23 protein-coding genes are annotated in these 25081 nt (G+C 65.8%); 5 read left to right on the forward strand and 18 right to left on the reverse strand.

Annotated features, from left to right (window positions below):
- Nucleotide 1: 1 nt before the first annotated feature.
- The 7 genes from B9N97_RS10740 to B9N97_RS10770 form a co-directional block, all read right to left on the reverse strand.
- On the reverse strand, nt 2–1657 hold the full coding sequence (locus B9N97_RS10740) for an ABC transporter ATP-binding protein (RefSeq protein ID WP_085086156.1): 1656 nt from the start codon (nt 1655–1657) through the stop codon (nt 2–4).
- Entirely contained in the window at nt 1657–2511 is an 855-nt protein-coding gene (locus tag B9N97_RS10745; RefSeq protein ID WP_085086158.1) for an ABC transporter permease, read from the reverse strand. Before B9N97_RS10745 ends, B9N97_RS10740 begins: the two co-directional genes overlap by 1 nt.
- Nucleotides 2508–3458, reverse strand: coding sequence for an ABC transporter permease (locus tag B9N97_RS10750; RefSeq protein ID WP_085086159.1), 951 nt, complete (start codon nt 3456–3458; stop codon nt 2508–2510). The genes B9N97_RS10745 and B9N97_RS10750 overlap by 4 nt, the downstream gene beginning before the upstream one ends.
- Nucleotides 3459–3579: 121 nt before the next feature.
- Nucleotides 3580–5187, reverse strand: coding sequence for an ABC transporter substrate-binding protein (locus B9N97_RS10755; protein ID WP_085086161.1), 1608 nt, complete (start codon nt 5185–5187; stop codon nt 3580–3582).
- Nucleotides 5188–5252: 65 nt separating this feature from the next.
- Nucleotides 5253–5987 carry an HAD-IA family hydrolase gene (locus tag B9N97_RS10760; protein ID WP_085086163.1) on the reverse strand — a complete coding sequence of 245 codons (735 nt, stop codon included), beginning with the start codon at nt 5985–5987 and terminating at the stop codon, nt 5253–5255.
- 282 nt (nt 5988–6269) lie between these two features.
- Nucleotides 6270–7646, reverse strand: coding sequence for an aspartate aminotransferase family protein (locus tag B9N97_RS10765; RefSeq protein ID WP_085086165.1), 1377 nt, complete (start codon nt 7644–7646; stop codon nt 6270–6272).
- Between the two features lie 13 nt (nt 7647–7659).
- Nucleotides 7660–8556, reverse strand: a complete 897-nt coding sequence (locus tag B9N97_RS10770) for a GNAT family N-acetyltransferase (RefSeq protein WP_085086167.1) — start codon at nt 8554–8556, stop codon at nt 7660–7662.
- Nucleotides 8557–8920: 364 nt separating this feature from the next.
- On the opposite strand from B9N97_RS10770, the gene B9N97_RS10775 reads away from it, so the two are divergent.
- Nucleotides 8921–9589 carry a haloacid dehalogenase type II gene (locus B9N97_RS10775; RefSeq protein WP_085086169.1) on the forward strand — a complete coding sequence of 223 codons (669 nt, stop codon included), beginning with the start codon at nt 8921–8923 and terminating at the stop codon, nt 9587–9589.
- A 45-nt stretch (nt 9590–9634) separates the two neighbouring features.
- On the forward strand, nt 9635–10909 hold the full coding sequence (locus B9N97_RS10780; RefSeq protein ID WP_085086171.1) for an NAD(P)/FAD-dependent oxidoreductase: 1275 nt from the start codon (nt 9635–9637) through the stop codon (nt 10907–10909).
- Nucleotides 10910–10976: 67 nt separating this feature from the next.
- On the opposite strand, the gene B9N97_RS10785 is transcribed toward B9N97_RS10780, so the two are convergent.
- The 11 genes from B9N97_RS10785 to B9N97_RS10835 form a co-directional block, all read right to left on the reverse strand.
- Entirely contained in the window at nt 10977–12437 is a 1461-nt protein-coding gene (locus tag B9N97_RS10785; protein WP_085086172.1) for an NAD-dependent succinate-semialdehyde dehydrogenase, read from the reverse strand.
- Between the two features lie 43 nt (nt 12438–12480).
- Nucleotides 12481–13524, reverse strand: a complete 1044-nt coding sequence (locus B9N97_RS10790; RefSeq protein WP_085086174.1) for a tartrate dehydrogenase — start codon at nt 13522–13524, stop codon at nt 12481–12483.
- 28 nt (nt 13525–13552) lie between these two features.
- The gene (locus B9N97_RS10795; protein WP_085086176.1) at nt 13553–15016 is read right to left on the reverse strand and encodes an aldehyde dehydrogenase family protein; all 1464 of its coding nucleotides are present in this window, start codon (nt 15014–15016) and stop codon (nt 13553–13555) included.
- A gap of 9 nt (nt 15017–15025) precedes the next feature.
- Nucleotides 15026–15379, reverse strand: a complete 354-nt coding sequence (locus B9N97_RS10800; protein WP_085086178.1) for a cupin domain-containing protein — start codon at nt 15377–15379, stop codon at nt 15026–15028.
- Nucleotides 15380–15435: 56 nt separating this feature from the next.
- Nucleotides 15436–16359, reverse strand: a complete 924-nt coding sequence (locus B9N97_RS10805; protein ID WP_085086180.1) for a 2-hydroxyacid dehydrogenase — start codon at nt 16357–16359, stop codon at nt 15436–15438.
- 40 nt (nt 16360–16399) lie between these two features.
- Nucleotides 16400–17524 carry an acetylornithine deacetylase gene (argE, locus tag B9N97_RS10810; protein WP_085086182.1) on the reverse strand — a complete coding sequence of 375 codons (1125 nt, stop codon included), beginning with the start codon at nt 17522–17524 and terminating at the stop codon, nt 16400–16402.
- 367 nt (nt 17525–17891) lie between these two features.
- A complete protein-coding gene (locus B9N97_RS10815) occupies nt 17892–18626 on the reverse strand; it encodes an amino acid ABC transporter ATP-binding protein (protein ID WP_085086184.1) in 735 nt (244 codons plus the stop codon).
- Complete coding sequence (locus tag B9N97_RS10820) at nt 18626–19279, reverse strand: amino acid ABC transporter permease (RefSeq protein ID WP_085086186.1); 654 nt, start codon at nt 19277–19279, stop codon at nt 18626–18628. Before B9N97_RS10820 ends, B9N97_RS10815 begins: the two co-directional genes overlap by 1 nt.
- A 16-nt stretch (nt 19280–19295) precedes the next feature.
- A complete protein-coding gene (locus B9N97_RS10825) occupies nt 19296–20042 on the reverse strand; it encodes an ABC transporter substrate-binding protein (RefSeq protein WP_085086188.1) in 747 nt (248 codons plus the stop codon).
- Nucleotides 20043–20281: 239 nt separating this feature from the next.
- A complete protein-coding gene (locus B9N97_RS10830) occupies nt 20282–21616 on the reverse strand; it encodes an NAD(P)/FAD-dependent oxidoreductase (protein WP_085086190.1) in 1335 nt (444 codons plus the stop codon).
- Nucleotides 21617–21870: 254 nt separating this feature from the next.
- The gene (locus B9N97_RS10835) at nt 21871–22503 is read right to left on the reverse strand and encodes a helix-turn-helix domain-containing protein (RefSeq protein WP_085086192.1); all 633 of its coding nucleotides are present in this window, start codon (nt 22501–22503) and stop codon (nt 21871–21873) included.
- Nucleotides 22504–22756: 253 nt separating this feature from the next.
- Here B9N97_RS10835 and B9N97_RS34910 point away from each other — a divergent pair, with 253 nt between their 5' ends.
- The 3 genes from B9N97_RS34910 (at nt 22757) to B9N97_RS10845 (ending at nt 25064) form a co-directional block, all read left to right on the forward strand.
- Nucleotides 22757–23065, forward strand: a complete 309-nt coding sequence (locus B9N97_RS34910; protein WP_143266593.1) for a hypothetical protein — start codon at nt 22757–22759, stop codon at nt 23063–23065.
- Between the two features lie 131 nt (nt 23066–23196).
- Nucleotides 23197–24039, forward strand: a complete 843-nt coding sequence (locus B9N97_RS10840; protein ID WP_085086194.1) for a GNAT family N-acetyltransferase — start codon at nt 23197–23199, stop codon at nt 24037–24039.
- Nucleotides 24040–24074: 35 nt separating this feature from the next.
- Entirely contained in the window at nt 24075–25064 is a 990-nt protein-coding gene (locus B9N97_RS10845; RefSeq protein WP_085086196.1) for a DMT family transporter, read from the forward strand.
- Nucleotides 25065–25081 lie beyond the last annotated feature (17 nt).

Consider the following 25081-nt stretch of genomic DNA (forward strand, 5'->3'; position numbering starts at 1 on the left):
CTCAGGCCACCCGCATCCGTTCGGGGTCGATATCCAGCGTGTCGAGCCACGTCGGATCCAGCTTCGGTACCGACGAGAACAGCAACTGCGAATAGGGATGCTGCGGCTGCTGCCGGGCGGAGGGGATGATGGTCTCGACCGCCTGACCGCGATACATCACGATGATCTCGTCGCAGATCGCCTCGATCACCGACAGGTCGTGGCTGATGAAGACATAGGACAGGCCAAGCTCGCGCTGCAGTTCCTTCAGCAGATCGATGATCGTCGATGCGACGACGGTGTCGAGGGCCGAGGTGATCTCGTCGCACAGGATCAATTTCGGTTCGGCGGCGAGCGCGCGGGCGAAATTCACCCGCTGCTTCTGGCCGCCCGACAGTTCCGCCGGAAGGCGGTGGCGCAGGGAGCGGGGCAGGCGGACCATGTCCATCAGCGCATCAATCCGCGCGTCCCGGGCCTTGCCGCGCAGGCCGTGATAGAAGGTCAGCGGGCGGCCGAGAATGTCCTCGATCGACTTGGCCGGATTCAGCGCCGTGTCGGCATGCTGGAAGACGATCTGCAGGTCGCGCAGCTGCTCCCGGCTGCGCTGGCGGGCGCTGTGCCACAGTTCCCGCCCGTCGAACTGGATGTCGCCGTTGCAGGCCGGCAGGATGCCGGCGATGGCGCGCGCCAGGGTCGATTTCCCACAGCCGGACTCCCCGATGATGCCGAGGTTGGTGCCCCGCTTCACCTGCAGGCTCACCCCCTTGACCGCGAGGGCCAGCGGCAGCCCGTTCGCCTGCGGCGGGCCGTAGCCGGCGCTCAGCGTCTTGATTTCCAGCAGCGGGGAGGCATCGGTGGCAAAAGCCTCCGCCGCGGCAACCCGGCCGCCGGTGTCGGGATGGAAGGCGTGCAGCAATTCCTTGGTGTAGGGATGGGTCGGGCGCGTCAGGATGTCGTCGACGCTGCCGGTTTCCTGCACCTCTCCATGGCGCAGCACCATGATGCGGTCGGCGATCTGGGCGACGACGGCAAGATCGTGGGAGACATAGACGCAGGCGATCTGCCGTCTGGCGGTCACCGCCTTGAAGGCGCGCAGCACCTCGACCTGGGTGGTGACGTCGAGCGCCGTCGTCGGCTCGTCGAAGATCACCACCTTGGGATCGCCGATGAGGGCCATCGCCGCCGCCAGCCGCTGCAGCTGCCCGCCGGACACCTGATGTGGGTAACGGTCGCCGATGCTGTCGGGATTGGGCAGCGACAGGGCGCGGAACAGGGCGACCGCCCGGCGGCGGGCCTCGTCCGGCGGCATCAGCTGGTGGATCCGCGTCACCTCGATGACCTGATCCATGATCGTCGCCGCCGGATTGAAGGCCGCCGCCGCACTCTGCGGCACATAGGCTACGACCGTGCCGCGCAGGGCCGCCCGTTGCTTCTCCGACAAGGTCACCATGTCATGGCCGTCGACCCGCACCGTGCCGCCGGAAATCCGGCAGCCGGGACGGGCGTAGCCCAGCAGCGTCATGGCGGCGGTGGTCTTGCCTGACCCGCTTTCGCCAATGAAGGCGACGGTTTCGCCAGCGGCGATGTCGAGGTCGATGCCCTTCAGGATTTGGATCCAGCGACCGGAATCGGTGGTGGCCTCGACCGTCAGGCCGCGGATTTCGACGAGGTTCGTCATCAGGAGGCACTCCGGTCCCGGATCTTCCGCGGAAGATTGTCGATCAGCAGATTGACGCTGATGGTCAGGGTGGCGATGGCCAGCGACGGCACGATCACCGCGGGCGCTGCGAAGGGCAGGCCGCCGATGTTCTCGCGCACCAGCGCGCCCCAGTCGGCGTAGGGCGGCTGGACGCCCAGACCCAGGAAGGACAGGCCCGACAGCAGCAGCACGATGAAGACGAAGCGCAGGCCCAGATCGGCCAGCACCGGACCGACGATGTTGGGAAGGATCTCCGACCCGATCAGGTAGGGCAGCTTTTCCCCGCGGATGCGGGCGACCATCATGAAATCCATCGTGTCGATGTTGACCGCCAGCGACCGGCTGAAGCGGTAGGCGCCGGGGATGTAGATGACCGACAGCGTCAGGATCAGCACCGGGATCGACGATCCCACCGCCGCCACCACCATCAGGCCGAACAGCTTGCTCGGGATCGAGTTCATGGCGTCGAGCACCCGGCTGACCACCATGTCCACCGGCCCACGCAGCACGGCGGAGGTCATGCCCAGCACGACGCCGGTGAAGCAGGCGATGAAAACCGCGGCCAGCGAGATGCCGACGGTGTAGCGGGTCCCGTAGATGATGCGGGACAGCATGTCACGGCCGAGATAATCCGACCCCAGCCACAGGCCGGGCCGCATCGGGCCGAAATAATCGAGGTCGACCATGTCCCCCACCGAATGGGGGGCGAGGTAGGGGGCGAACAGGGCGACCAGCGCCCAGAACAGAACCACGCAGAAACTGACCAGGCCTACCGGATTGATCCTGTAGCCGGACCATGTTGCGAGGGAGCCGGTGGAGGTGTGTGTCTTCATCGGAGCCTCGGGTTCGACAGGATGGCGACGATGTCGGCGGCGGTGATCAGGATCAGATAGCCTACGCAGAAGATCATCGCGCAGGACTGGATCAGCGGCAGGTCGCGGGTGGACACCGCATCGACCATCAGCTTGGCGATGCCGGGATAGTTGAAGATCGTCTCGACGATGATGACGCCGCCCACCAGATAGGACAGCGACAGCGCCACCGCGTTGGAGATCGGTCCCAGCGCGTTGGGCAGAGCATGGCGCAGGACCATCCGGGGCCGCGACGCGCCTTTCAGCAGCGCCATCTCGACATAGGGCGTGTTCAGCGTTTCGATCACGGCGGCCCGGCTCATGCGGATCATCTGCGCCGAAACCCCGAAGGTCAGCGTGATGACCGGCATGGCATAGGCCCGCAGCAGCCCGGAGAAGCTGTCGACATTGTAGGTGAAGGACAGCGCCGGCAGCCATTTCAGGTAAACCGCGAACAGCAGGACGGCCAAGGTCGCCAGCACGAATTCCGGAACCGAGATGATGCCGATGGTGGCGATGGTGACGACACGGTCATACAGCGTGCCCCGCCACATGGCGGCGGTGATGCCGAGCGTCAGCGCAAGCGGAACCGTTATCAGGGTGGTCAGGCCGGCAAGCTTCAGCGTGTTGAGCAGCCGGCCGCCGATCAGCGTCGCCACCGGCATATGGTTGGCATAGGAGGTGCCGAGATCGCCCTGGAACAGCCCGCCGATCCAGTAGAAGAAGCGCAGCAGGGCCGGTTCGTCGAGATGCATGGCCGTGCGCAGGCCGGCGATCGCTTCCGGCGTCGCCGCCTGGCCCAGCAGGATGGTCGCCGTATCGCCAGGCAGCAGGGTGGTGGCGAAGAACACCGCGAAGGACACGATGGTCAGCGTGACCAGCGCGATGAACAGCCGGCCGAGGATGAGGGAGGGAACGCGTGATGTCATGGCTGGCCTCCGCATGGTGAGGCGCCCCCGGAGGGCTTGCCCGGATGGGCGGCGACGAGAGGGGCCACGGCGGGACGGGACGGCCGGACAGTCGCCCGTCCCGTCCCGCCGATCCACTGTTTCAGGCGGCCAGCCAGACATATTCGGCGAACGCGTAGCCCATCATGCCGCCAAGCGGATTGGGCTCCAGACCCTTCAGCTTGTTGGTGATGGCGTCCACGTTGGAAATGTAGGCGGGGATGATGGTGCCGGCTTCTTCGGCAATCATCACCTGCATCTGGTCGTACAGCTCCTTGCGCTTGGCCCAGGCGAGCGTGCCGCGCGCTTCGATCATCATCTTGTCGAACTTCTCGGACTTGTACTTGCTCTCGTTCCACGGCGCTTCGGAGGCGTAGAGCAGGGAGAAGAGGATGTCCGGCGTCGGGCGCGGATTGATGTTGCCGAAATGGATCGGCGCCTTCAGCCAGTAATTGCTCCAGTACCCGTCGGACGGCACACGCTGGACGTCGAGCTTCATGCCGATGTCGGCACCGGCGGCCTGGACCACCATCGCCATGTCGACGGCGGACGAGGCGGCATCGGACGTGATCACTGGGATCGACTGCCCCAACACGCCCGCCTTCTTGAACAGGGACTTTGCCCGTTCCGGGTCGAAGGGCTTGGGCTTCAGCGCGGCGTTGTGGAAGGGGCTGGACGGGGAGACCGGCTGATCGTTGCCGACCTCGCCGAAACCGCGCAGGGCGGATTTGACGATCTGCTCGCGGTTCACGAGATATTTCATCCCGTCCACGAAATCCTTGCGGCTGCCCGGCTCCATGTCCAGGCGGATGTTCAGGTCGGTGTAGTTGCCGGAGGTCGACTTGGACAGGGAGAATCCCTGCTGTCCGTCGACCAGGCGGGTGGAGCGCGGGTTGATCGCGGCGGCGAGATGGATGTCGCCGGACAGCAGCGCGTTGACGCGGGCATTGTCGTCGGTGATCGCAAAGAATTCGAAGGAATCGACGTGCGGGCCGCCTTTCCAGTAATTCGGATTGCGCACGCCGACCGACCGCACGCCCGGTTCGAAGCTCTTGCAGATGAAGGCGCCGGTGCCGTTGCCCTTGGAGAAGTCGGTGGTGCCGTCAGCCACGATCATGAAGTGATGCATGGACAGGATGGTCGGCAGGTCGGCGTTCGGCGTGGCCAGCGTGATGGCGACGGTGCTCTTGTCCACCGCCTTGATGTCCGTCATCTGGGCGGCGATCTTCGCGACCTTCGACCCGACGGCCGGATCGAGATGGCGCTTCAGCGAGAACACCACGTCGTCGGCGGTCAGCGACTTGCCGTCGTGGAAGGTCACGCCCTTGCGCAGCTTGATCGTCCAAGTCTTGGCATCTTCGGTATCGACCGACTGGGCCAGCTCCATCTTGGGGATGCCGGCCTTGTCGAGGAAGGTCAGACGGTTGTAGAAGGCACAGCAGCGGACATAGTCGGTCGACAGCGACGCCTTCGCCGGGTCGAGCGTGTCGGCGGTGGATGACGACCAGCCGGCGGCCTTGAGCGTACCGCCCTTCACCGGTTCCTCGGATACCGCGGCGCTGGCACGGCCCACAAGGAAGTTGGCGGCGGTGAGCGATACGCCCCCCGCCAGCAGCATCTTGAGCAGATCGCGGCGGTTGGCCCCGCGCCGGATGGCGCTTTCGACCATGCTGTCGTCGATCCGGGTCCAGCTATCAGGCGTCTTTGTCATGCTAGCCTCGCTCTGTTCGTGTGTTGTCTGTTTCTTATTTTTTGGCGCGCTCCGGTTTGGTCCGGTTACGCGGAGACCGTCTTCGGCTCTGCCGCCGCCGCGTCGACGGCATCGGCCAGTTCCGCCATCGAGCGGAAATGGAAATCGGGTTCGGTGAATTCGGCGGGCTCGATGGTGCCGCCATAGCCCTTCTGCGCATGACGCCGCTGGATCCAGCAATTGGTCATGCCGAGGCGGCGCGAAACCCCGATGTCGTGATACTGGCTCTGGGCGACGTGCAGGATGTCGTCCTTGCTGCCGCCGTCACGCTCGACGAAATCGAACACCTGCTGGAAGAATGCGGGGTCGGGCTTCTCGACGCCGGTGTCGTCGGCGGTGAAGCCGGCATAAAAGGGATCGCCCAATTCGCGGGAGAAATGGGTGAAGGCCCAGCGCCGCGCATTGGTCATCGCGATCAGCTTGTAGCGCTTGGACAGGCGGGCCATGGCGTCCCTGCTGTCGGGGAAGGCGGCCCAGGAGGCTGCGGAATCGCGCAGGCGCTCACCGTACTGCGTGCCGGCAGGCAGGCCCAGCTTCGGTGCGACGACCGAATAGACCCGCACCAGATCATCCGGGAACAGGTCGGTGGCGTCGGTGTAGCGCGCCTCGCGGTAGAGGGTCAGCGCCGCTTCGCCGTCCACCGTGGTTCCGGCTTCCGCCGCGATTGCGGCGAAGCAGTCCTTCAGGCCGGCTTCGAAGTCGATCAGCGTGCCGACGACGTCGAAGGTCAGATATTTGAATTTCAGCAGACTCTCGGGCAACGCACCAACTCCTCATCAAGGACCGCGTGGGAACCGTTCCGGTTCGGCGGGGCGTTTCAGGTCCGGCGGAATCGACCGCCGGGGTGTCTCTGGAGGTGGCCCTTCTGGAAATGGCCCCTCTGGCGATGGCCCCCTCTGGCGATGGCCCAGAGTTCCGGTCTTCTGTTCCATCCAGTGTGGTCTATGGGCTTGACGCCTGTCTCTGAATATCGGTGTCGGACAGCAGAAAATGCTGGATACGGGGGTGTTCACGGATTCTTGCGCGGACGCCCCCTTTTGCGCCTATCGCATCGCCCGACGGACGTCGGGGTCTTCCAGTGTCTGGTCGAGCGTTTGGGCCGTGCGCTCCAGGATCGCGTCGATGTCGTCGTCGGTGCAGCAGAGCGGCGGGGCATAGCCCAGCACGCCGTTCGCAAAGGCGCGGATTACCAACCCGTTGCTCCAGGCCCGGTCGAAAATCCGGCGGGACGGCTCGGCGGCGGCCGGCAGCGGGGTCTTGTGCTCCTTGTCCACCACCAGCTCGATTGCGGCCAGCATGCCGCGTCCGCGCACATCGCCGACCAGCGGGTGGTCGCGCAGGGCTTGCAGTCCCGTCATCAGCCGGGCGCCGGCCTTGGCGCCGTTGGCCAGCAGGCCGCCCTCGTACAGCCGCAACGCCTCGAGCCCCACCGCGGCACTGACGGGGTGGGCGGAGTAGGTGTAGCCATGGCCGACGGCGGCGGTGCCGGCGGCGTCGGCGATGGTGGCATAAACCACCTCGGACAGGAAGACCGCCCCCATCGGCACATAGCCGGAGGTCAGGCCCTTGGCGGTGGTCATCAGGTCGGGGACCACGCCGTCGTCGGTGCAGGCAAACAGCGGCCCGGTGCGGCCGAAACCGGTGATGACCTCGTCGGCGACGAACAGGATACCGAGGCTGCGGCAGCGGTCGCACATCGCCTTCATCCAGCCGTCGGGCGGAACCAGAACGCCGCCGGACCCCTGGATCGGTTCGGCATAGAAGGCGGCGACCCGTTCCGGCCCGCCGATCTCGGCGATCTTGGCGTCGAGGGCGGCAAGCGAGGAGGCGATGATCGCGTCCGCATCGTCGCCGACAGGATTGCGGTAGGCATAGTGCGACGGAATCTTGTGCTGCCAGTCGAACGGCACGCCGAATCCGGCATGGAAGGCGGGCAGGGCGGTCAGCCCGGCACCGACGGTGGAGGAGCCGTGATAGCCCTGCTCGATGGAAATGAACTGGTCGCGCTGCAGCTGGCCCTTGGCCTGCCAGTAATAGCGGATGAAGCGGATGGTGCTGTCCACCGCGTCCGACCCGCCGAGCGTGAAATAGACATGGTTCAGGTCGCCGGGGGCGCGTTCGGCCAGCGCCGCCGCCAGCCGGATCGCCGGCTCGCTGCCAAGCCCGAAATAGCCGGTGGCGTAGGGCAGTTCCTGCATCTGGCGGGTGGCAGCCTCGACGAGGCTCTTCTGCCCATAGCCGGCATTGACGCACCACAGGCCGGCGAAACCATCGACCAGCCGGTGGCCGGACGTGTCGGTGAGGGTCGCCCCTGAGCCGGAGGCGATCACCCGGACGCCGGCCTTCTCATGACCGCGATACGAGGCGACGGGATGGACCAGATGGGCACGGTCGAGTTCGATCAGGGAATTGCTGAGCATGGTCCTCTCCGGATCAGCCGAGTGCCTGGCTGGCGAGCGCGAAAGTCGAAACGGGGCGGGGCGATAGGGGCGCCGATGCCGCCGATAGGGTGGGAGCGGGGCGGCGCATGGCTATTCCGCCGCCGACATGGCGAAGTCCGCAGTCGGCCAGCCAAGGGCCGAGGCCGGCGTCGTCGGTGGTGTCCACCCGCAGGAATCTTCCGGCATTCGCGGCGATGATCGGGCAGATCAGGGCCTTGGCGCCGTCAGCATCGGGCGCCACCACCGGGCCGATGACCTGACCGCGGCCGAAGTCGCGCAGTCCCGCGAAGCCGACGGGCGCGCCGTTCCGGCGCAGCAGCGTGAAGGCTCCGATTTCGGCGAAGCGCTGCAGCAGCAGGGTGCGGTCGGCGCCGAAGGCCTGCCGGTCGAGGGCGGCGATGGCGGCGCGGTCGTCGGTGCTGGCCGGGGCGACGCCTTCCACTGCAACCACTGACATCGGACTGGCCTCCCCCTGGTGTTGGAGGACAGTGCCGATTTCGTGGAAGCCCAGCTTTTCGTAGAGCGGCAGCCCGTCGATCGTGGCGACGAGGCGCAGGGGGCGGCCGCCGGCGAGGGCCATCGCCTCGTCCATCAGGCGGCGGCCAAGGCCCTGCCCGCGCCAGCCTTCATCGACGATAACCATATTGATGGTGGCCGCATCTTCGCCATAGGGGGTCATCAGCACGGTGCCGACGACCTGCGACGTCTCCGCGTCCACGGCGACCAGTCCCCGGCTCAGCGAAAGGGTCAGCGACCAGTCTTCCAGACGGTGCGGCCATTGCGCCTGCCGCGACAATGCCAGCGCGTCCTCGAGATGCTTCGGTTCGAAAGCCAGACAGTGAACCGTTCTTTTGGGAACCGTTCTTTTGGGAACCGTATTCTTGCTCATGGGCAGTCCTTTCACCCTCTGCCCCAAGAGTGGGCTTACCGCCCCCGGACGTTCGTCTGAAGGCGACGCCCGCCGCGATATCTTCCACCTTTGCTTCGGCGGCCAGCCGCATCTTATGCCGTGGCTGGAGCGGCCGATGCCGCGGATGGGGCGCTTGGCCCCTGTTCTGGCCCGGTTCGGAGCACCCGGACGCTGCCCCGCTCCCAACCAAATGCTGAGGGTCGAGACGGAAACGGAACTTTGTGCTTTCGCGCCGGGCAATTCGGTCAGGGTCGACCTCGCGGCGACGCTAGGATCATGGGGCAGGGCCGAACGCGCCCCACGCCATTCCCTTCCCACCGCCCCCCAACTCCGAGGAAGAACCATGAGCCAGTTCCGGCCGAAATACGTCACCTTCGATTGCCACGGCACGCTGATCAACTTCCAGATGGCCGAAGCCGCGCGCGATCTGTACGGGTCGATCCTCGACGAGGCGCGGATGACGGAGTTCATCAAGAACTTCGCCGCCTACCGGCTCGACGAGATCATGGGCGACTGGAAGCCCTACGCCGAGGTCGTGCACAATTCGCTGGAGCGCACCTGCAAGCGCAACAAGGTGGTCTTCCGCGACGAGGACGCGCGCATGGTCTATGAGCGGGTTCCCTCCTGGGGTCCGCACCCGGACGTGCCGGCCGGCCTGGCCAAGGTTGCCAAGGAAATCCCGCTGGTCATCCTGTCCAACGCCATGAACGACCAGATTCCGTCGAACGTGGCGAAGCTGGGCGCGCCCTTCCACGCCGTCTACACCGCCGAGCAGGCGAACGCCTACAAGCCGCGCTTCCAGGCATTCGAATACATGTTCGACATGCTCGGCTGCGGGCCGGAGGACATCCTGCACTGCTCCTCCTCCTTCCGCTACGACCTGATGTCGGCGCACGACCTGGGGATCCGCAACAAGGTGTGGGTCAACCGCGGCCACGAACCGGCCAATCCCTATTACGGCTATACCGAGATCCGCTCTATCTCCGAGCTGCCCGGCGTGGTCGGGCTGTAAGGGACGCATTTCACGGTTCAGGCTGCAATGGGAAGGACCCAGGTCATGAAATTCGTCTCCTACTGGCACGACACCGCTCCCGTTTTCACGGGCGGGGCGGAGGGGGCCATCGAGGGCCAGTACGACGTCGCCGTCGTCGGAGGGGGGTTCACTGGCCTGGGTGCCGCCCGCCAACTGGCCAAGGCCGGCGCGCGGGTGATCGTGCTGGAGGCCGGCCGCATCGGCGGCGGTGCCTCGGGGCGCAACGGCGGGCACCTCAACAACGGACTGGCGCACAGCTTCATTGCCGCCAAGTCCGCCTTGGGGACGGAGCGCGCCGTCGCGCTCTACCGCGCCTTCGACCAGTCGATCGAAACGCTGGAGGCGCTGATCGCCGAAGAGGGGATCGAGTGCAATTTCCGCCATGCCGGCAAGCTGAAGCTGGCCTCGAAGCCCGCGCATTTCGAGGCGATCGCCCGCAACTTCGAGGTCGTGCATCGCGAGGTCGACCCCGACACCGCGCTGCTGAGCGCCGGGGAGTTGAAGGGGGAGGTCGGCTCGCCCTTTTACGGCGCCATGCTGTCGCGCAAGAGCGCGATGATGCATATGGGCCGCTTCGTCGTCGGGCTGGCGGATGCCGCCAAGCGGCATGGCGCGGTGCTGGTCGAGAACGCGCCCGTCGGCGCCATCACCCGCTCGGGCGACCGCCACACGCTGTCCACGCAGCGCGGAACGGTGACCGCCAAGGAGGTGCTGGTTGCGACCGGCGCCTACACCACGCCGAATTTCAGCCATTTCCGCCGCCGGATCATCTCGGTCGGCAGCTTCATCATCGCCACCCGCCCGCTGAGCGACAGTGAGATCGCGTCGGTGGTGCCGGGCAACCGCACCTACGTCACGTCGATGAACATCGGCAACTACTTCCGCCTGTCGCCCGACCGGCGGCTGATCTTCGGCGGCCGGGCACGCTTCTCGGCAACGTCTGACCAGCAATCCGACGCAAAGAGCGGCGCGATCCTGCGGGCGAGCCTGGCGCGGATCTTCCCGCAGATCGCCAGCATCGACATCGACTATTGCTGGGGCGGTCTGGTGGACATGACCAGCGACCGCTACCCGCGCGCCGGCTATCATGAAGGACTGTGGTACGCCATGGGCTATTCCGGCCACGGGGCGCAACTGTCGACCCATCTCGGCATGACCATGGCCGACGCGATCCTGGGCCGCGAGGACCGGAATCCGCTGAAGGGGCTGTCCTGGCCCGCGGTGCCGGGGCATTTCGGCAAGCCCTGGTTCCTGCCGCTGGTGGGGCTGTACTACAAAGCGCTCGACAAAGTTCAGTGACGGTTGGAATACAAAAAGCCCGGCGGGAGTGCTTCGCTCCCGCCGAGCTTTTTGCTGTGCGTGGGCCTCAGCCCAATCCGCCGATGTGGAAGGTCTTCATCTCCAGATATTCCTCGATCCCCACCTGCGCACCCTCGCGGCCCAGGCCGGACTGCTTGACGCCGCCGAAGGGAGCGACCTCGGTGGAAATCAGGCCGGTGTTCAGCCCGACCATGCCGGCCTCCAGCGCTTCGCCGACCCGCCAGGACCGCGCGAGGTTCTGCGTGTAGAAATAGGCGGCCAGCCCGAAGGGCGTGGCGTTGGCGAGTGCGATGGCCTCCTCCTCCGTCTCAAAGCGGAAGAGCGGAGCCACCGGGCCGAAGGTTTCCTCGTCGGCGAGCAGCATGTCGGTGGTGGCATCGGTCAGCACCACCGGCGCGACATACTGCGGACCATCCGCAGCGACAACGGCGGCGGACGCGATGCGCGCGCCCTTGGACACCGCGTCGGCGACGTGGCGCTCGATCTTGTCTACGGCGGCGGCGTTGATCATCGGGCCGATGGCGACCCCCGGTTCCAGCCCCGATCCCACGCGCATGGCGTTGACGCGGGCGACCAGACGGTCGCGGAACGCGTCATAAACCCCGGACTGCACCAGGATGCGGTTGGCGCAGACGCAGGTCTGTCCGCCGTTGCGGAACTTGGACAGGATGACTCCGTCCACCGCCTGATCGAGGTCGGCGTCGTCGAACACGATGAAGGGCGCGTTGCCACCCAGTTCCAGGCTCAGCCGCTTGATGCCGTCGGCAGCCCCGCGCATCAGCAGCGAGCCGACGCGGGTGGAGCCGGTGAAGGAGATCTTGCGGACGGTCTCGTTCGCCAGGAGTTCCTCGCCGATGGCTTCGGGACGGCCGGTCAGGATGTTGACCACGCCGGCCGGGATGCCCGCCCGTTCGGCCAGCACGCCGAGCGCCAGCGCCGAATAGGGGGTGAAGTCCGACGGCTTGATGACCACGGTGCAGCCGGCGGCCAGCGCCGGGGCCACCTTGCGGGTGATCATCGCGTTGGGGAAGTTCCACGGCGTGATGATGCCGCAGACGCCGACCGGCTCCTTCAGCACGACGATGCGGCGATCGGGGGTGGGAGAGGGGATGGTGGTGCCGCCGATCCGCCGGGCTTCCTCGGCGAACCATTTGACGAAGGAGGCGCCATAGCGGATCTCGCCCCGCGCCTCGTCCAGCGGCTTGCCCTGCTCCAACGTCAGAAGGCGGGCCAGATCCTCCAGATTCTCGATCATCAGCGCGTGCCAGCGCTCCAGCAGCGCGGCGCGGTCGGCATGGGTGCGCCGGCGCCAGGCCGGGTAGGCCTCGGCTGCCGCGGCGATGGCGTCGCGGGCGTCGGTGCCATCCATGTCGGGAACGCTGCCGAGGGGACGGCCGGTCGCCGGGTTCTGGACATCGATGGTCCGCCCGGCGACCCCGTCGCACCAGCGCCCGCCGATCAGCCCCTGTTCGCGGAACAGGGAGGAATCCGTCAGGTGATGGGTCATGATGGTGTGTTTTCCGCTTCGGGTGAATTCAAGGTAACCGGCATCACGACAGCGCCGACAGCACGGCGGCGGTGATCGCGTCCGTCTTGTCCTTGCCGGGAATTGTGCCGATGCCGCGGCCGGTGGTGTCGCCCAGCGCCGTCATCACGCGGTCGGCAGCGGCCTTCTCTCCCAGATGCTCCAGCATCATCGCGCCCGACCAGATGGCGGCGATCGGGTTGGCGATGCCGAGATGGGCGATGTCGGGCGCCGAGCCGTGCACCGGTTCGAACATCGACGGTGCCTTGCGGTCGGGGTTCAGGTTGGCCGAGGCGGCGAAGCCCAGCCCGCCCTGGATCGCAGCACCCAGATCGGTCAGGATGTCGCCGAACAGGTTGGAGGCGACGACGACGTCCAGGCTTTCCGGCGCCGTCACCATGCGCGCCGCCATGGCGTCGACGTGATAGCTGGTGACCTCGACGTCCGGGTGTTCGGCGGCCAGCTGGCGGGTGATCTCGTCCCAGAACACCATCGAATATTTCTGCGCGTTCGACTTGGTGACGGAGGCCAGCTTGCCGCGCCGGGCGCGGGCCTGGGCGAAGGCGAAGCGCAGGATCCGCTCCACCCCCATGCGGGTGAAGACGCCGGTCTCCACCGCCACCTCATGCGGCGTTCCCTGATGGATGCGACCGCCGGCGCCGGCATATTCGCCCTCGGTGTTCTCGCGGATGCACAGGATGTCGAAGCCGCCGCGGCGCAGCGGCCCCTCCACCCCCGGCAGCAGCCGGTGCGGGCGGACATTGGCGTACTGGTCGAACGCCTTGCGGATGGGCAGCAGCAGCCCGTGCAGCGACACGGCGTCCGGCACCTCCGCCGGCCAGCCGACGGCGCCCAGCAGGATGGCGTCGTACTTGCGCAGCGTGTCGATGCCGTCGGCCGGCATCATCACGCCGGTTTCCTTGTAATGGGCGCAGGACCAGGGCATCTCGGTGCTGGTCAGCGCAAAGCCGGACTGCTTCGCCACGGCCTGCAGAACCTCCCAGGCGGCATCGACCACGGGATGCCCGATGCCGTCGCCCTTGATGATCGCAATGTTGTGGGTTTTCATCGAACGTCCCTCACCGGATTTAATTGTATTACAGGCCGATCAGCACGCTTTTACTGCGGCGGTTGGCGAGATAGGCCTCGCGCCCCAGGTCCTTGCCGATGCCGGAGCGCTTGTAGCCGCCGGTCGGCAGGATGTGGTCGCGCGAGCGGCCATAGCGGTTGACCCACACCGTCCCGGCCTGCAGCCGCCGCGTCAGGCGGATGGCGCGCGACAGGTCGCGGGTGTAGAGCCCGGCGGCCAGCCCGTAGATTGGATGGTTGGCCAGCGCCATCGCCTCTTCTTCGCTGTCGAAGCTCTGCACGGTCAGGACCGGGCCGAAGATCTCCTCCATAACGGCCGGGGAGGTCTGATCGACACCGGCCAGCAGGGTCGGCGCGTAGAAATACCCCTCGCCGTCCATCGGCGCCCCGCCGGTCAGGCATTCCACCGATCCGGTCAGCGAGGCCGTGACGATGGAATGGATGCGGGCGCGCTGCCGTTCGGAGATGATGGGCGAATAGCGCGTCTTCTCGTCCCACGTCGGGCCGGGGCGGACGGCGCGCATGTGGCCCAGGATCATCGCGATCAGCGGTTCGGCCACCTTCGCCTCGACCAGCAGGCGCGATCCGGCGACGCAGGCTTGGCCGGCGTTCGACAGCACGCTGGTGGCGATGGATGCTGCGGCCTTCTCCAGGTCGGCATCGGCGAAGACGATCTGCGGACTCTTGCCGCCCAGCTCCAGCGTCATCGGCTTGACGCCGCTGCGGGCGATGTCGGCCATGATCGCCGAGCCCGCCGCCGTCGATCCGGTGAAGCTGACCTTGGCGATGCCGGGGTGGCGGGTGATGGCGGCGCCGGTGGTCGGGCCGTCGCCCTGGACGATGTTGATCAGACCGGCAGGAACGCCGGCCTTCACCGCCAGCTGCGCCAGCAGGACGGTGGAGAAGGGCGTCATCTCCGACGGCTTCAGCACCACTGCGTTGCCGGCGGCCAGCGCCGGGCCGAGCTTCCAGCCCGCCATCGACAGCGGGAAGTTCCAGGGCGTGATGGCGCCGACGACGCCGTAGGGCTCCGTCATCACCATGCCGAAGCTGCCGTCGTCGGTGGGGGCGAGGTCGCCGCCCTCCTTGTCGGCGAATTCGGCGAAGAAGCGGATCTGCTCGGCCGTGACCGCTACGTCGCCGGCGACCAGCTGGCCGACCGGACGGGTGGAGGACAAAGCCTCCACCTTCGCCAGGGTTTCCGCCTCCTCTTCGATCAGCGTGGCCCAGCGCTGCAGCACGGCGGTGCGTTCGCGTGGGCGCACGCCGCCCCATTTGCTGGATTTCAGCGCCGCTTGCGCCGTGGCCACCGCCTCGTCGACGAGGTCGGGCGCGGCCACTGGGCAGTCGGCATAGGCCCGGCCATCCGACGGGCGGTGCATGGGCAGCCCGTCCTTCGCCGGAATCAGGCGGTCACCGATGAAATGGCCAATCGGCAGCGGCAGGCGGTCCGGATCGAAGGACAGGCTCATGACGCGCCCTCAGTCGATGGTGACGTAGATTTTGCGGACCGTCTCGATGGTCTTCCACACTCCGGTGAAGCCCGGCTTCATGACGAAGCTGTCGCCCGCGCGGTAGACCACCGGCTCGCCGGCATCCGGGGTGATCTCCACGACGCCGGAAAGGATGTGGCAGAACTCGAAGGTCTCGCCCTTGATCGAGCGGGTTTCGCCCGGCGTGGCTTCCCACACGCCGGTCCGGACCTTGTCGTCCTTGGCGGCGTCCTGAGCCCAGGTCTTGAAGGCGGGTGAGCCGGAGATCAGCCGTTCCGGCATCGGCGTCGATTCACGCGGGGTGAAGGTCGGGGCGGTATCGATGGTCTTCAGCAGCGACATGGGAGAATCCTTGTTGGTGAGCGGCTGTGCCGCAGGAAGAGGAACCGGTGCCGGCGTCAATAGCCGCGCCGGCGGTCGACCAGCCCCACCGGGTCCTGCCCGGCGAAATGCCGGCGAAGGTTGCCGATGACCGCGCGTGCGGCGCCGTCCGGCTGGGTGACGCTGGCGATGTGCGGGGTCAGCACGATGTTCGGGTGGGTCCAGAAGGGGTGGTCGGCCGGCAGCGGCTCCGGATCGGTCACGTCCACCACCGCGCCGGACAGTTGGCCGCGGTCGAGCGCGTCCAGAAGCGCTGCATGGTCCAGCTGCGGCCCGCGCCCGGTGTGGACCAGCGCGGCGCCCTTGGGCAGCTTGGCCAGCAGAGCCGCATCGAGGAAGCCACGCGTGTCCGGGGTCAGCGGCAGCAGGACGATCAGGATGTCGGTTTCGGCCAGCATCGCGTCGAGGCCGTCCGCGCCGTGATGGCAGGTCACGCCGTCGATGTCGCGCGGCGACCGGCTCCAGCCCGCCAGCGGAAAGCCGAAGGGCTTCAGCCGCTCCAGCACCGCCTGACCCAGCACGCCCAGCCCCAGCACGCCGACCCTGCGTTGCGCCGCCTGCGGCTGCGGCAGGGGGCGCCAGACGCAGGCGGCCTGCTGGGCGCGGTAGGCCGGCATCTGGCGATGCAGGGTCAGCACCGCCAGCGTGGCGTATTCCTGCATCATGCGGACGATGCCGTCTTCCACCATGCGCACCACCTTCACGGACGGCGGCAGGGCGGTCATGGCGAACTGGTCGACCCCGGCGCCGATCGAGAAGACGATCTCCAGATTGCGATAGCGGGCGAGGTTGTCCGGGATGGTCCAGGTGATGAGGTAGCGCACCGCGTCGGGATCGACGCCGGCTGGGTCCATCGAGAAGGGCAGGTCGGGCAGCTCGCGCGCGAAGGCTTCGGCGAAGATGGCGCCCCGCACCGCATCGGAATTGAACAGGAAGGTCATTTGGGTCCCTTTGGCGATGCGCGGCTGGGTCGGGCGATTGTCAAAGACGGCAGCGCCGGCCCAGCGCCTCGATCATCGACTGGCAGGCGGTCAGTTCCTCGACGAGGATGTGTTCGTTGGGGCGGTGCGCCCGCGCGATGTCGCCGGGGCCGCAGATGATCGCGTCGATCCCGGCGGTCTGGTACAGCCCGGCCTCCGTGCCATAGCTGACGGCGGCCAGCGGTTCCTGTCCGGTCAGCTCCTCCAGCAGGCGGGCCAGCGGCGACCGCGCGGCCAGGAACAGGGCGGGATAGGCGCCGGTCTGCGTCCAGTCGACGGCGAAGCCGCGTTCCTCCAGCCGCGCCGCCGCTTCGCGCACCGGCTCCAGCAGGGTGACGGGGTCGATGCCGGCGATGGCGCGGGCCTCGAACTCGGCGGTGCAGGCATCGGGGATGATGTTCACCGCAAGCCCGCCCTGGATGGTGCCGACCTGCAGCGAGGAGTAGGGCGGCTCGAACACCGAATCCAGCGGCCCCCGGGTCAGGCGGTCGGCCTGGACGACGGCGGCGGTCAGCGCGTCGGCCATGGCGTGGATGGCGTTCAGCCCGTGGTCGGGGCGGGAGGAATGGCCGGAGCGTCCGCGCACCGTCAGCCGGGCCGCCGCCTTGCCCTTGTGGGCGCGGACGGCGCGCAGGCCGCTCGGTTCGCCGACGATGACGCCCAGCGGCGGCGCGCACAGGTCGGGCAGATGCGGCAGAAGATGCGGCGCGCCCCGGCAACCGGCCTCCTCGTCATAGGTGAAGGCCAGATGGATCGGCCGGGCCAGCGGCGCGGCGGTCAGGGCCGGCAATGCCGCCAGCGCAGCGGCGATGAATCCCTTCATGTCGGAGGTGCCGCGCCCGTAGAGCCGGTCGCCGTCGGCGCGCAGCCGGAACGGGTCGCTAGTCCATTCGGGTTCGGTGGCGGGAACCACGTCCATATGGCCGGACAGGACATAGCCCGGAACCATTGCCGGACCGATGGTGGCGAACAGGTTGTACCGGTCGCCCTCCGGCCCCGGCAGGACCCGGACGCGCACCCCGGCGCCCTCCAGAACGCCGCGAATCCCGTCGACGATGGCGCCGTTGGGGGTTCCGACGACGGAGGGAACGGCGATCAGGTCCTTGAGGATGTCGATCACGGTCATGGCGGCCTCACCTTGTCCCATGCTGCGCGCCATCGGCGCGGAGGGCTTTTGACTTCGCTGTGGTGTGCGGAAAGGGGCGGCGGCCTCGGCGGCTGCGACAGTGACGATTTTAGCGGGCGGGCGCTCCATTCCATGCTGAATGCATGGGCGATTTGGAGGATTGTTGTGCCGGGCCGGTGCTTTGCGGTGAGATGTGCGGTTCGGGCGCCCGTTATCTCCGATGTCCGGCGGCGCTTGCATTGAGCATCCCGAATTGACGATGCTGCCAGTGCTGGCGGGAATGGTCGCAAACCGTCCTTTGCGCATGAACAGCGACCAGGCCACCGAAAAGGCTGCGCCTTATCCGGTTCCAGACGCCGAAAAGCCCTCAAGCCGGCAGCACGCGGCGCAGAAAATCCTGCGTGCGCGCGTTCTGCGGACGACCGAGAACCTCGGCGGGCGTGCCCTGTTCGACCAATACGCCACCGTCAAGGAACAGGACCCGGTCAGCAACCTCGCGCGCAAATCCCATTTCGTGGGTGACGACGACCATCGTCATTCCTTCGTCGGCGAGTGAGCGCATCACCGACAGCACCTCGCCGACGAGTTCGGGATCGAGTGCCGAGGTCGGTTCATCGAAGAGGATCGCGTCGGGATTCATTCCCAATGCCCGGGCAATGGCGACCCGCTGCTGCTGGCCACCGGAGAGCTGCGGCGGATAGGCGTCCATTTTTGCGCCGAGCCCAACCCGGGCCAGCAGTTCGCGTGAGCGCGCCAAGACCTCGGCGCGACGCTCCTTCTTCACGTAAATCGGCCCTTCGGCGACGTTCTCGAGCGCCGTGCGGTGTGGGAACAGGTTGAAGCGTTGGAACACCATGGAGACCCGCGTCCGGATATGCCGGATGCTGGGCTTCGTGGCATCCACGCTTTCCCCATGCACGATGATTTCTCCGCCCTGGTAGGTCTCCAGACCGTTGATGCAGCGTAGCAGTGTTGACTTTCCGGATCCCGACGGGCCGATGATGCAAACCACCTCGCCCGGCTCGACCGAGAAAGAAACGTCGGAAATAACCTCGTGGGTTCCGAACGACTTTCGCACATGCTTCAACTCGATGACGCTCATTACGATCTCCTCAGTTTGCGCTCAAGCCAGGCATTGAAAGCCGTGAGGGGAAGGCTCATTGCGAGATAGATCAATGCCACCAAGGTGAATACGGTTGTGTTCTCGAAGGTTGAAGACGCGAGCAACTTGCCTTGCAGGGAAAGTTCGGCAACCGTGATGGTCGATGCGAGTGACGAGTCCTTGAGGAGCATCACCATCGTACTGCCGTAGGGGGGCAGAGCCACGCGGACCGCTTGAGGCAGCACGACGCGGCGCATCACCAAGCCCCAATGCATCCCGATGGACAGAGCTGCCTCGGTCTGGCCACGATCGATCGCCTCGATACCCGCGCGAAAGACTTCCGCCATATAGGGTGAGTAGGCGATGCCGAGGCCAATAATGGCCGCTTGGACTGCAGTCAGCGCAACACCGAAATCCGGAAACACGAAGTAAATGTAGTATAAGGTCACCAATCCTGGAATGCCGCGCACGACGACGATCACCGTTCGGGCCACCCAGGCGAGCGGCACGATGCCGCTCACCCTCATGAATGCCAGGATCAGACCCAAGCCAGTCGCAAGAGCGAATGCGCACATCATCACTAGAATGGTGTAGGAAACGCCCTGAAGAAGAAAAGGTAGGTATTCTTGTGACTGGCTAAAGAACTTTTCCATGTCGCATACTTTCCGATCACAGGTTCCACTTTTCCAAGATCGCTTTCAGCCGACCGTCTTGTTTCATGGCCGTAAGTGATGCGTTGATTTTCGTCAAAAGTTCGGCGTTGTCTTTCTTGACCGCCAAATTAATGCCACCGTTTAGTCCGGACTTGTAGTCCCGGACCAGGCGCAACTGCGGGAACTGGCCCTGCGACAAATTATAGGCGAAGATCGGAAAATCTCCGATGCCAGCGCCGATCCGGCCGTTTGCAACCTCGCGAAGGACGTCGGGAAGCGCTTCGTAGGACTTGACCTCGGCAGCTCCGCTTTGTGCCTTCAGGTACTCGATATAGCGGGTGCCGATTTGCGCCCCAACGATCTTGCCCTTGAGGTCTGCAACGTTGCCATACTGCGTCTTGTCGGTGGCCGGCACGACCAACCCGTCGCCGTAGGAATAAACGTCCTGGCTGAAATCGACCACCTTGGCGCGTTCGGGCGAGGCCGTGATGGCGGCGGCGATGATGTCGATTTTGCCGGACGTAAGTGCCGGGATCAAAGCCGAGAACGGCATGGGCTGGAATTCGATCTTGAAGCCGACCTCCTTGCTGACGGCTTCGATCACGTCAATCATCATGCCCTGAGGTGAATTGCTCTTCACATCAATGAATGCGAACGGCACACTCGTCGGCGTAGAGCCGACTTTCAAAACCGTTTGCGCGGACGCTGTCGTCGCGAAAACAGCCATGGCAATCGCAGCAAGGGTCGTTTTGAGTTTGATCATCCGCTTACCCTCCGTTGGTTAATCGACTTGTCATTTCGTACGCGGGCGCTTGAAAAACAGCATTGCGTTTCAGTCGTGGAGAGAACAGGTCTGATTTTTGGGAGTGTTATAAGGCGAACTTATGCGGCTATTTTCATTGCAGAATGGCCGCATAATTGCCATTATTTTGTTCAACTTATGCTGCTAGTCTTCCGCATGCAGGCGCCATGGATCGCGCCTGCATGAGTCAGTGCTGTGTGCTACATCATCTCGGGCCGGCGGATCGCGGAGCCGTCGCTGAAGCGGCTCAAGCGATAAGCGGCTGTATCGACAATCGGCGCGTCGTTCAGGACCAGTTCACTCGCGAGACGTCCGGCGCCCGGACCGATGCCAAATCCGTGGCCGCTGAATCCAGATGCGATGACGAGGCCCGGGAGTTGATCGACCTTGGATATGATTGGGACGAGGTCCGGCGCGGTGTCGATCATTCCCCCCCAGGACGTCTCGACTTTGATGTCCTTCAAGGCTGGAAGTTCCCGGATCAGATTCTCTAGTCCGAACTTTACCAAATCGGCATCCGGCTTGGGATCCAGGATCCTGTTTTTCTCAAAAGGAGAGGTTTGGTCGTTATGCCAGGATCCCAATGCTTCCGGACCGCTCCAGAAGCTGCTGTCGAGCCGGTATTTCAGCTTCTTTGCCAGCTTGGCCCGGTACATCTGGTAGAACTTCGTGGCGTAGCGCAGGCCTTGAGGAGCGATGTTCACCGAACCATGGCCCGGCACGGCGACGGTGTATTTGCCGTCAAGGCGGCGTCGTATGGCGATGCCCGGCATGCTGGCGCTGCCCGCAGTCAGGACATCCGGTGCCGTATTGGTCCGGAACGCGGTTCCCCCGATGTTGGCGACCGGCAGATCGATACCGTGGTGACGGCAGAAGCGGGAGTTCCACGCACCGCCTGCGGCAACCACCGCCGAAGTCCGGATCAAGCCTCGCTCCGTCCAGACTCCGGCGACTTTTCCGCCGGCGACATCAATGCCGCGAACGGCGCAATTCTGATGGAGCAGGACGCCCTTTGCCTTCGCTCCTTCCGCTATGGCCGGCACCGCAAGGCTCGGCTCGGCGCGTCCGTCCGTCGGGGACCAAACGCCCCCAAGCCAGGTCGAAACGCTGCCCGGAGTGCGCTCCTTGGCTTGGGCTCCGCTGAGCAGCTCGCTCACGAAGCCCTGTTCGCGTGCAGATTTGCCCCACCGTTCCCAGCGGGCGATCTCTTCTTCGTCGCGGCTGCAATACAGGATTCCCGTCCGCTGGAACCCGAGGTCGCGTCCTATCTCGGCTCCGAGTTCCTCCCACCGCCGGAGGCTGAACATCGCCAGGGTAAGCTCGTGCAGATCTCGGTTCTGCTGTCTCACCCACCCCCAGTTCCGGCTCGATTGTTCGCCTGCCACCACTCCCTTCTCGAGCAGGGCGACGGAAACGCCCTTCGACGCAAGCTCATACGCTGTGCAGGTGCCGACGACACCGGCGCCGATCACGACCACATCCACCTGTTCCGGGAAAGATGAACTGTCGGATACGGGCTCAACCTGGATTGGCATGGCTTCAAACCCTCATTTCACGATGCGGACAGGCTTTTGGCCCGAATTGAATTGGTTCACGATTCGCCGGTTAGTCTGATTGCCGCTGCCTGCTTCCCAGACAGCCGGGGCCGGCGTGTGCGTCGCGTCGCCCTCATCATTCCAAATGCGAACCCGGCCTGGACGGACGGGGATGAGGGTGCCGGTCAAAACTCTGGTCTGGTACGCTGATTCCACTGATCCGCTTCGGCTTCAGGGCGCTTCTGATCCGCGCATTAAAGACGGACGTCGAGCGCGCTGATTATCCAAAGCACCTTCGCTTCCTGGTCGGAGCGATTGGCCAGTCCATGTTCGACATCGCTGCTGAATTGGAAGCTGTCGCCTTCCTCCAGGAGAACGGTGTGCTCTCCGACGGTCAGTTCGACCGTCCCCGCCGTCACGTAGCCCGCCTTCTGGCCGGCACCGATCAGCATTTCTTCCGTGGCGCTCCCGGGCGGCATCGTCACGAACATGAATCGCAACTCGTCCGCATACTGCGGCGACAGCAATTCCTTGGTTAGTCCTTTGTCCCCCACAACCATGCGCGGGCGTTGCGCCCGCCGGCGGATGAAAGGCGGAGCGTCGTTCGCCACGCTTCGCTTTTCCTCGTCAAGAAACTTCCAGACATTCACATTGAGAGCGTCGCACAGACGTTGGAGCGTCTTGATCGAAGGGTTCGCGCTGCCACGCTCGATCTGGCTGATGATCCCGGCCGAGACGGACGCTTTGGCGGCCAGTTCAGCGATCGTCAGCTTGCGCTCTCCCCGCAACGCGCGCACCCGCCGGCCGATCATCTGCGCATTTTCGTCGGCCAAATCCGGCGTCACTTCGCTCGGCTGCGCCTCGGGTGAATTTTTGTCGGCAACCATGTGCCCTCCCGTTCACTAAAATGATGATAGCGCAGTCGCCACCCTACACACAAGTGTCATCTCGCGCCTTGCCTTCACATAGGCGAGCCGTATGGAAATGGCGAATTGGATGCTTTATGCCGTGGTTGGAACCGCTGATGGAGCAAGCGGACCGGCGGCTCGACGTTCCATCATTATATTGATGTCAGAGTAGGGGGCAGTGCAGTGGGACCCTGTCGCATCCGCCTTGGATTGTGGCAGGACGGGTGGCTCAATGCCGATTCTTTTTCATGAATACGCGGAATGGCTGCCGGTATCGCTGCCGATGCTGCACCGCCTGTGGTTCCAACTGCCGGCCGATGAACTGGACAGTTTCAGCAAGCACCATGGGTCCGACGGTGAATGGCACGGAGGCCTGGGCGGCTGCGACAGCTACGATCTTAGCGGGCGGGCGCTGTATCCCATGCTGAATGCATGGGCGATTTGGAGGATTGTTGTGCTGGGCCGGTGCTTTGCGGTGAATTGTGCGGCGCGCGCGCCGGTAGTCTCAGGCGGCGGTAGGTGGCTCAGGAATATCAGTTGACCAAAAGGCGCACCGCCTCACGCTATGGAAACTCCAGGGAGGAGGCAGCTTTGAGCGAATGCGGGCTTGCGGACGGATCCGGGGACGGTGCGTTACCGCCCTCTCTGACGGTCGACGCCTTCGACTTGCGGATGGCCGACGTCGCCGACATCGACCTGGAGCGCCTGCAGGCGCTGTCGATTTCGGTCGGCTGGCCGCACCGGGCGGAGGACTGGCAGTTCGCGCGCGAGGTCGGCCACGGCTTCGTTGCTCTCGATGAGATCGACCGCGTCCTGGCGTCGGCGATGTGGTTTCCCCATGGCGACGACTTCGCGACCATCGGCATGGTCATGACCTCGCCCCGGCTGCAATCGCTGGGCGTCGGCGAATGGCTGATGAAGCGGGTGCTGTCGGCGTCGGCGGGGCGAACCTATCGGCTCAGCGCCACCCGCGCCGCGCTGGCGCTGTACCGGTCGCTCGGCTTCATCGGCCATCGCACCGTGTTCCAGTGCCAGGGCGAGGCGAGGCGAGGCGACCAGACCGCCTCCGATCAGCCGGTGCGGCGGTTGGAGGCGGCGGATCTGGAGGCGGTCACGGCACTGGACGAGCGCGCCTTCGGAACCTCGCGCGCCGGGCTGATTGCGCGGCTGTTCGAGCAGTCGGTCGGATACGGGTTGGAGCGGGACGGCGAACTGGCGGCATTTGCCCTCTGCCGCCCCTTCGGCCGCGGCCATGTCGTCGGTCCGGTGGTCGCCGGGCTGGACGAGGATGCCGTCGCCGTTGTCCAGCCGCATGTCGACGAGCACGACGGCCGTTTCCTGCGTCTGGACACCCATCTGGACGAAGGGATCTTCCCGCTGTTCGTCGCGCGGTCGGGTTTGAAGATTCACGACACGGTATTGACCATGTCGCTGGGGGCGCCGCTGACCGATCCGTCGACGCGGGGGCCCGACCGTCCTGTTACCTATGCGCTCGCCACCCAGGCCCTGGGCTGAGCCGCCACCGGCTTAATAAAAAGGATGCGCCGATCATGCCGGGACAGACGCCGGAATCCTCCGCCGGCCCCCAGTCCGTGTCTTCGTGCGAACCTCTGCCCGAACCACCACCCGAACCATCCCCTTCCGATATCCGCGGCGGCGTGCTGCTTCGGCTGGTGTCGGCAGGGCTGTTCGTGGTGATGTCGCTGTTCGTCCGGCTGGCCACCGCCGAGGCGCCGATCGGGCAGATCGTCTTCTACCGCAGCGCCTTCGCCCTGCCGCCGATCGTCGCCTATCTGATGTGGCGCCGGCAATTCCCCTCGGCCTTGAAGACGCGGCAGCCGGTGGGGCACCTGAAGCGCAACCTGTATGGCGGCGCTGCGATGGTGCTGTCTTTCATCTCGCTGGCCTATCTGCCGCTGGCCCTGGCGACGGCGCTGGGCTTCCTGGCTCCACTGTTCGCGGTGCCGGCCGCCATGCTGTTCCTGCGGGAGCGGCCGGGTGCCGTCGCCATCGGTGCGGCGCTGACCGGCTTTGCCGGGGTGGTCCTGATGCTCGCCCCCGCCTTCGAAGGGCCGGCGCTGGATCACAACACCCTCATCGGGGTGGCAGCCGGGCTGGCCATGGCCGTCGCGACCGCCGCCGGCCGGGTCGAGATCAAGACGCTGACCGCGACCGAGGCGCCGGGGACCATCGCCTTCTACTTCGCCCTGCTCTGCGCTCTCGGCGGTCTGGCGAGCCTGCCGTTCGGCTGGAGCACCCCGACGGCCCATTCGCTGGCCTATCTGGTCGGAGCGGGCATCACCGGCGGTCTGGCGCACATCACCATGACCGAGGCGATGGCCCGCGCCCCGGTGTCGACCCAGGCGCCCTTCGACTACACCGCCATGCTGTGGGCGCTGATCCTCGACGCGGCCATCTTCGGCCTGCTGCCGTCCCCGGCCAGCCTGGCCGGCGCCTTCGTCATTGCCGCCTCGGCCCTGATGATCCCGGTGGCCGGCCGGTTCACCACCCGCTCAACAGCCCTGCGGCCCGCGCGCTGAAGCGCGGGCCCGGTCGG

The sequence above is a fragment of the Azospirillum oryzae genome, from assembly GCF_900177515.1.
In the GTDB taxonomy this organism is placed as follows: domain Bacteria; phylum Pseudomonadota; class Alphaproteobacteria; order Azospirillales; family Azospirillaceae; genus Azospirillum; species Azospirillum oryzae_A.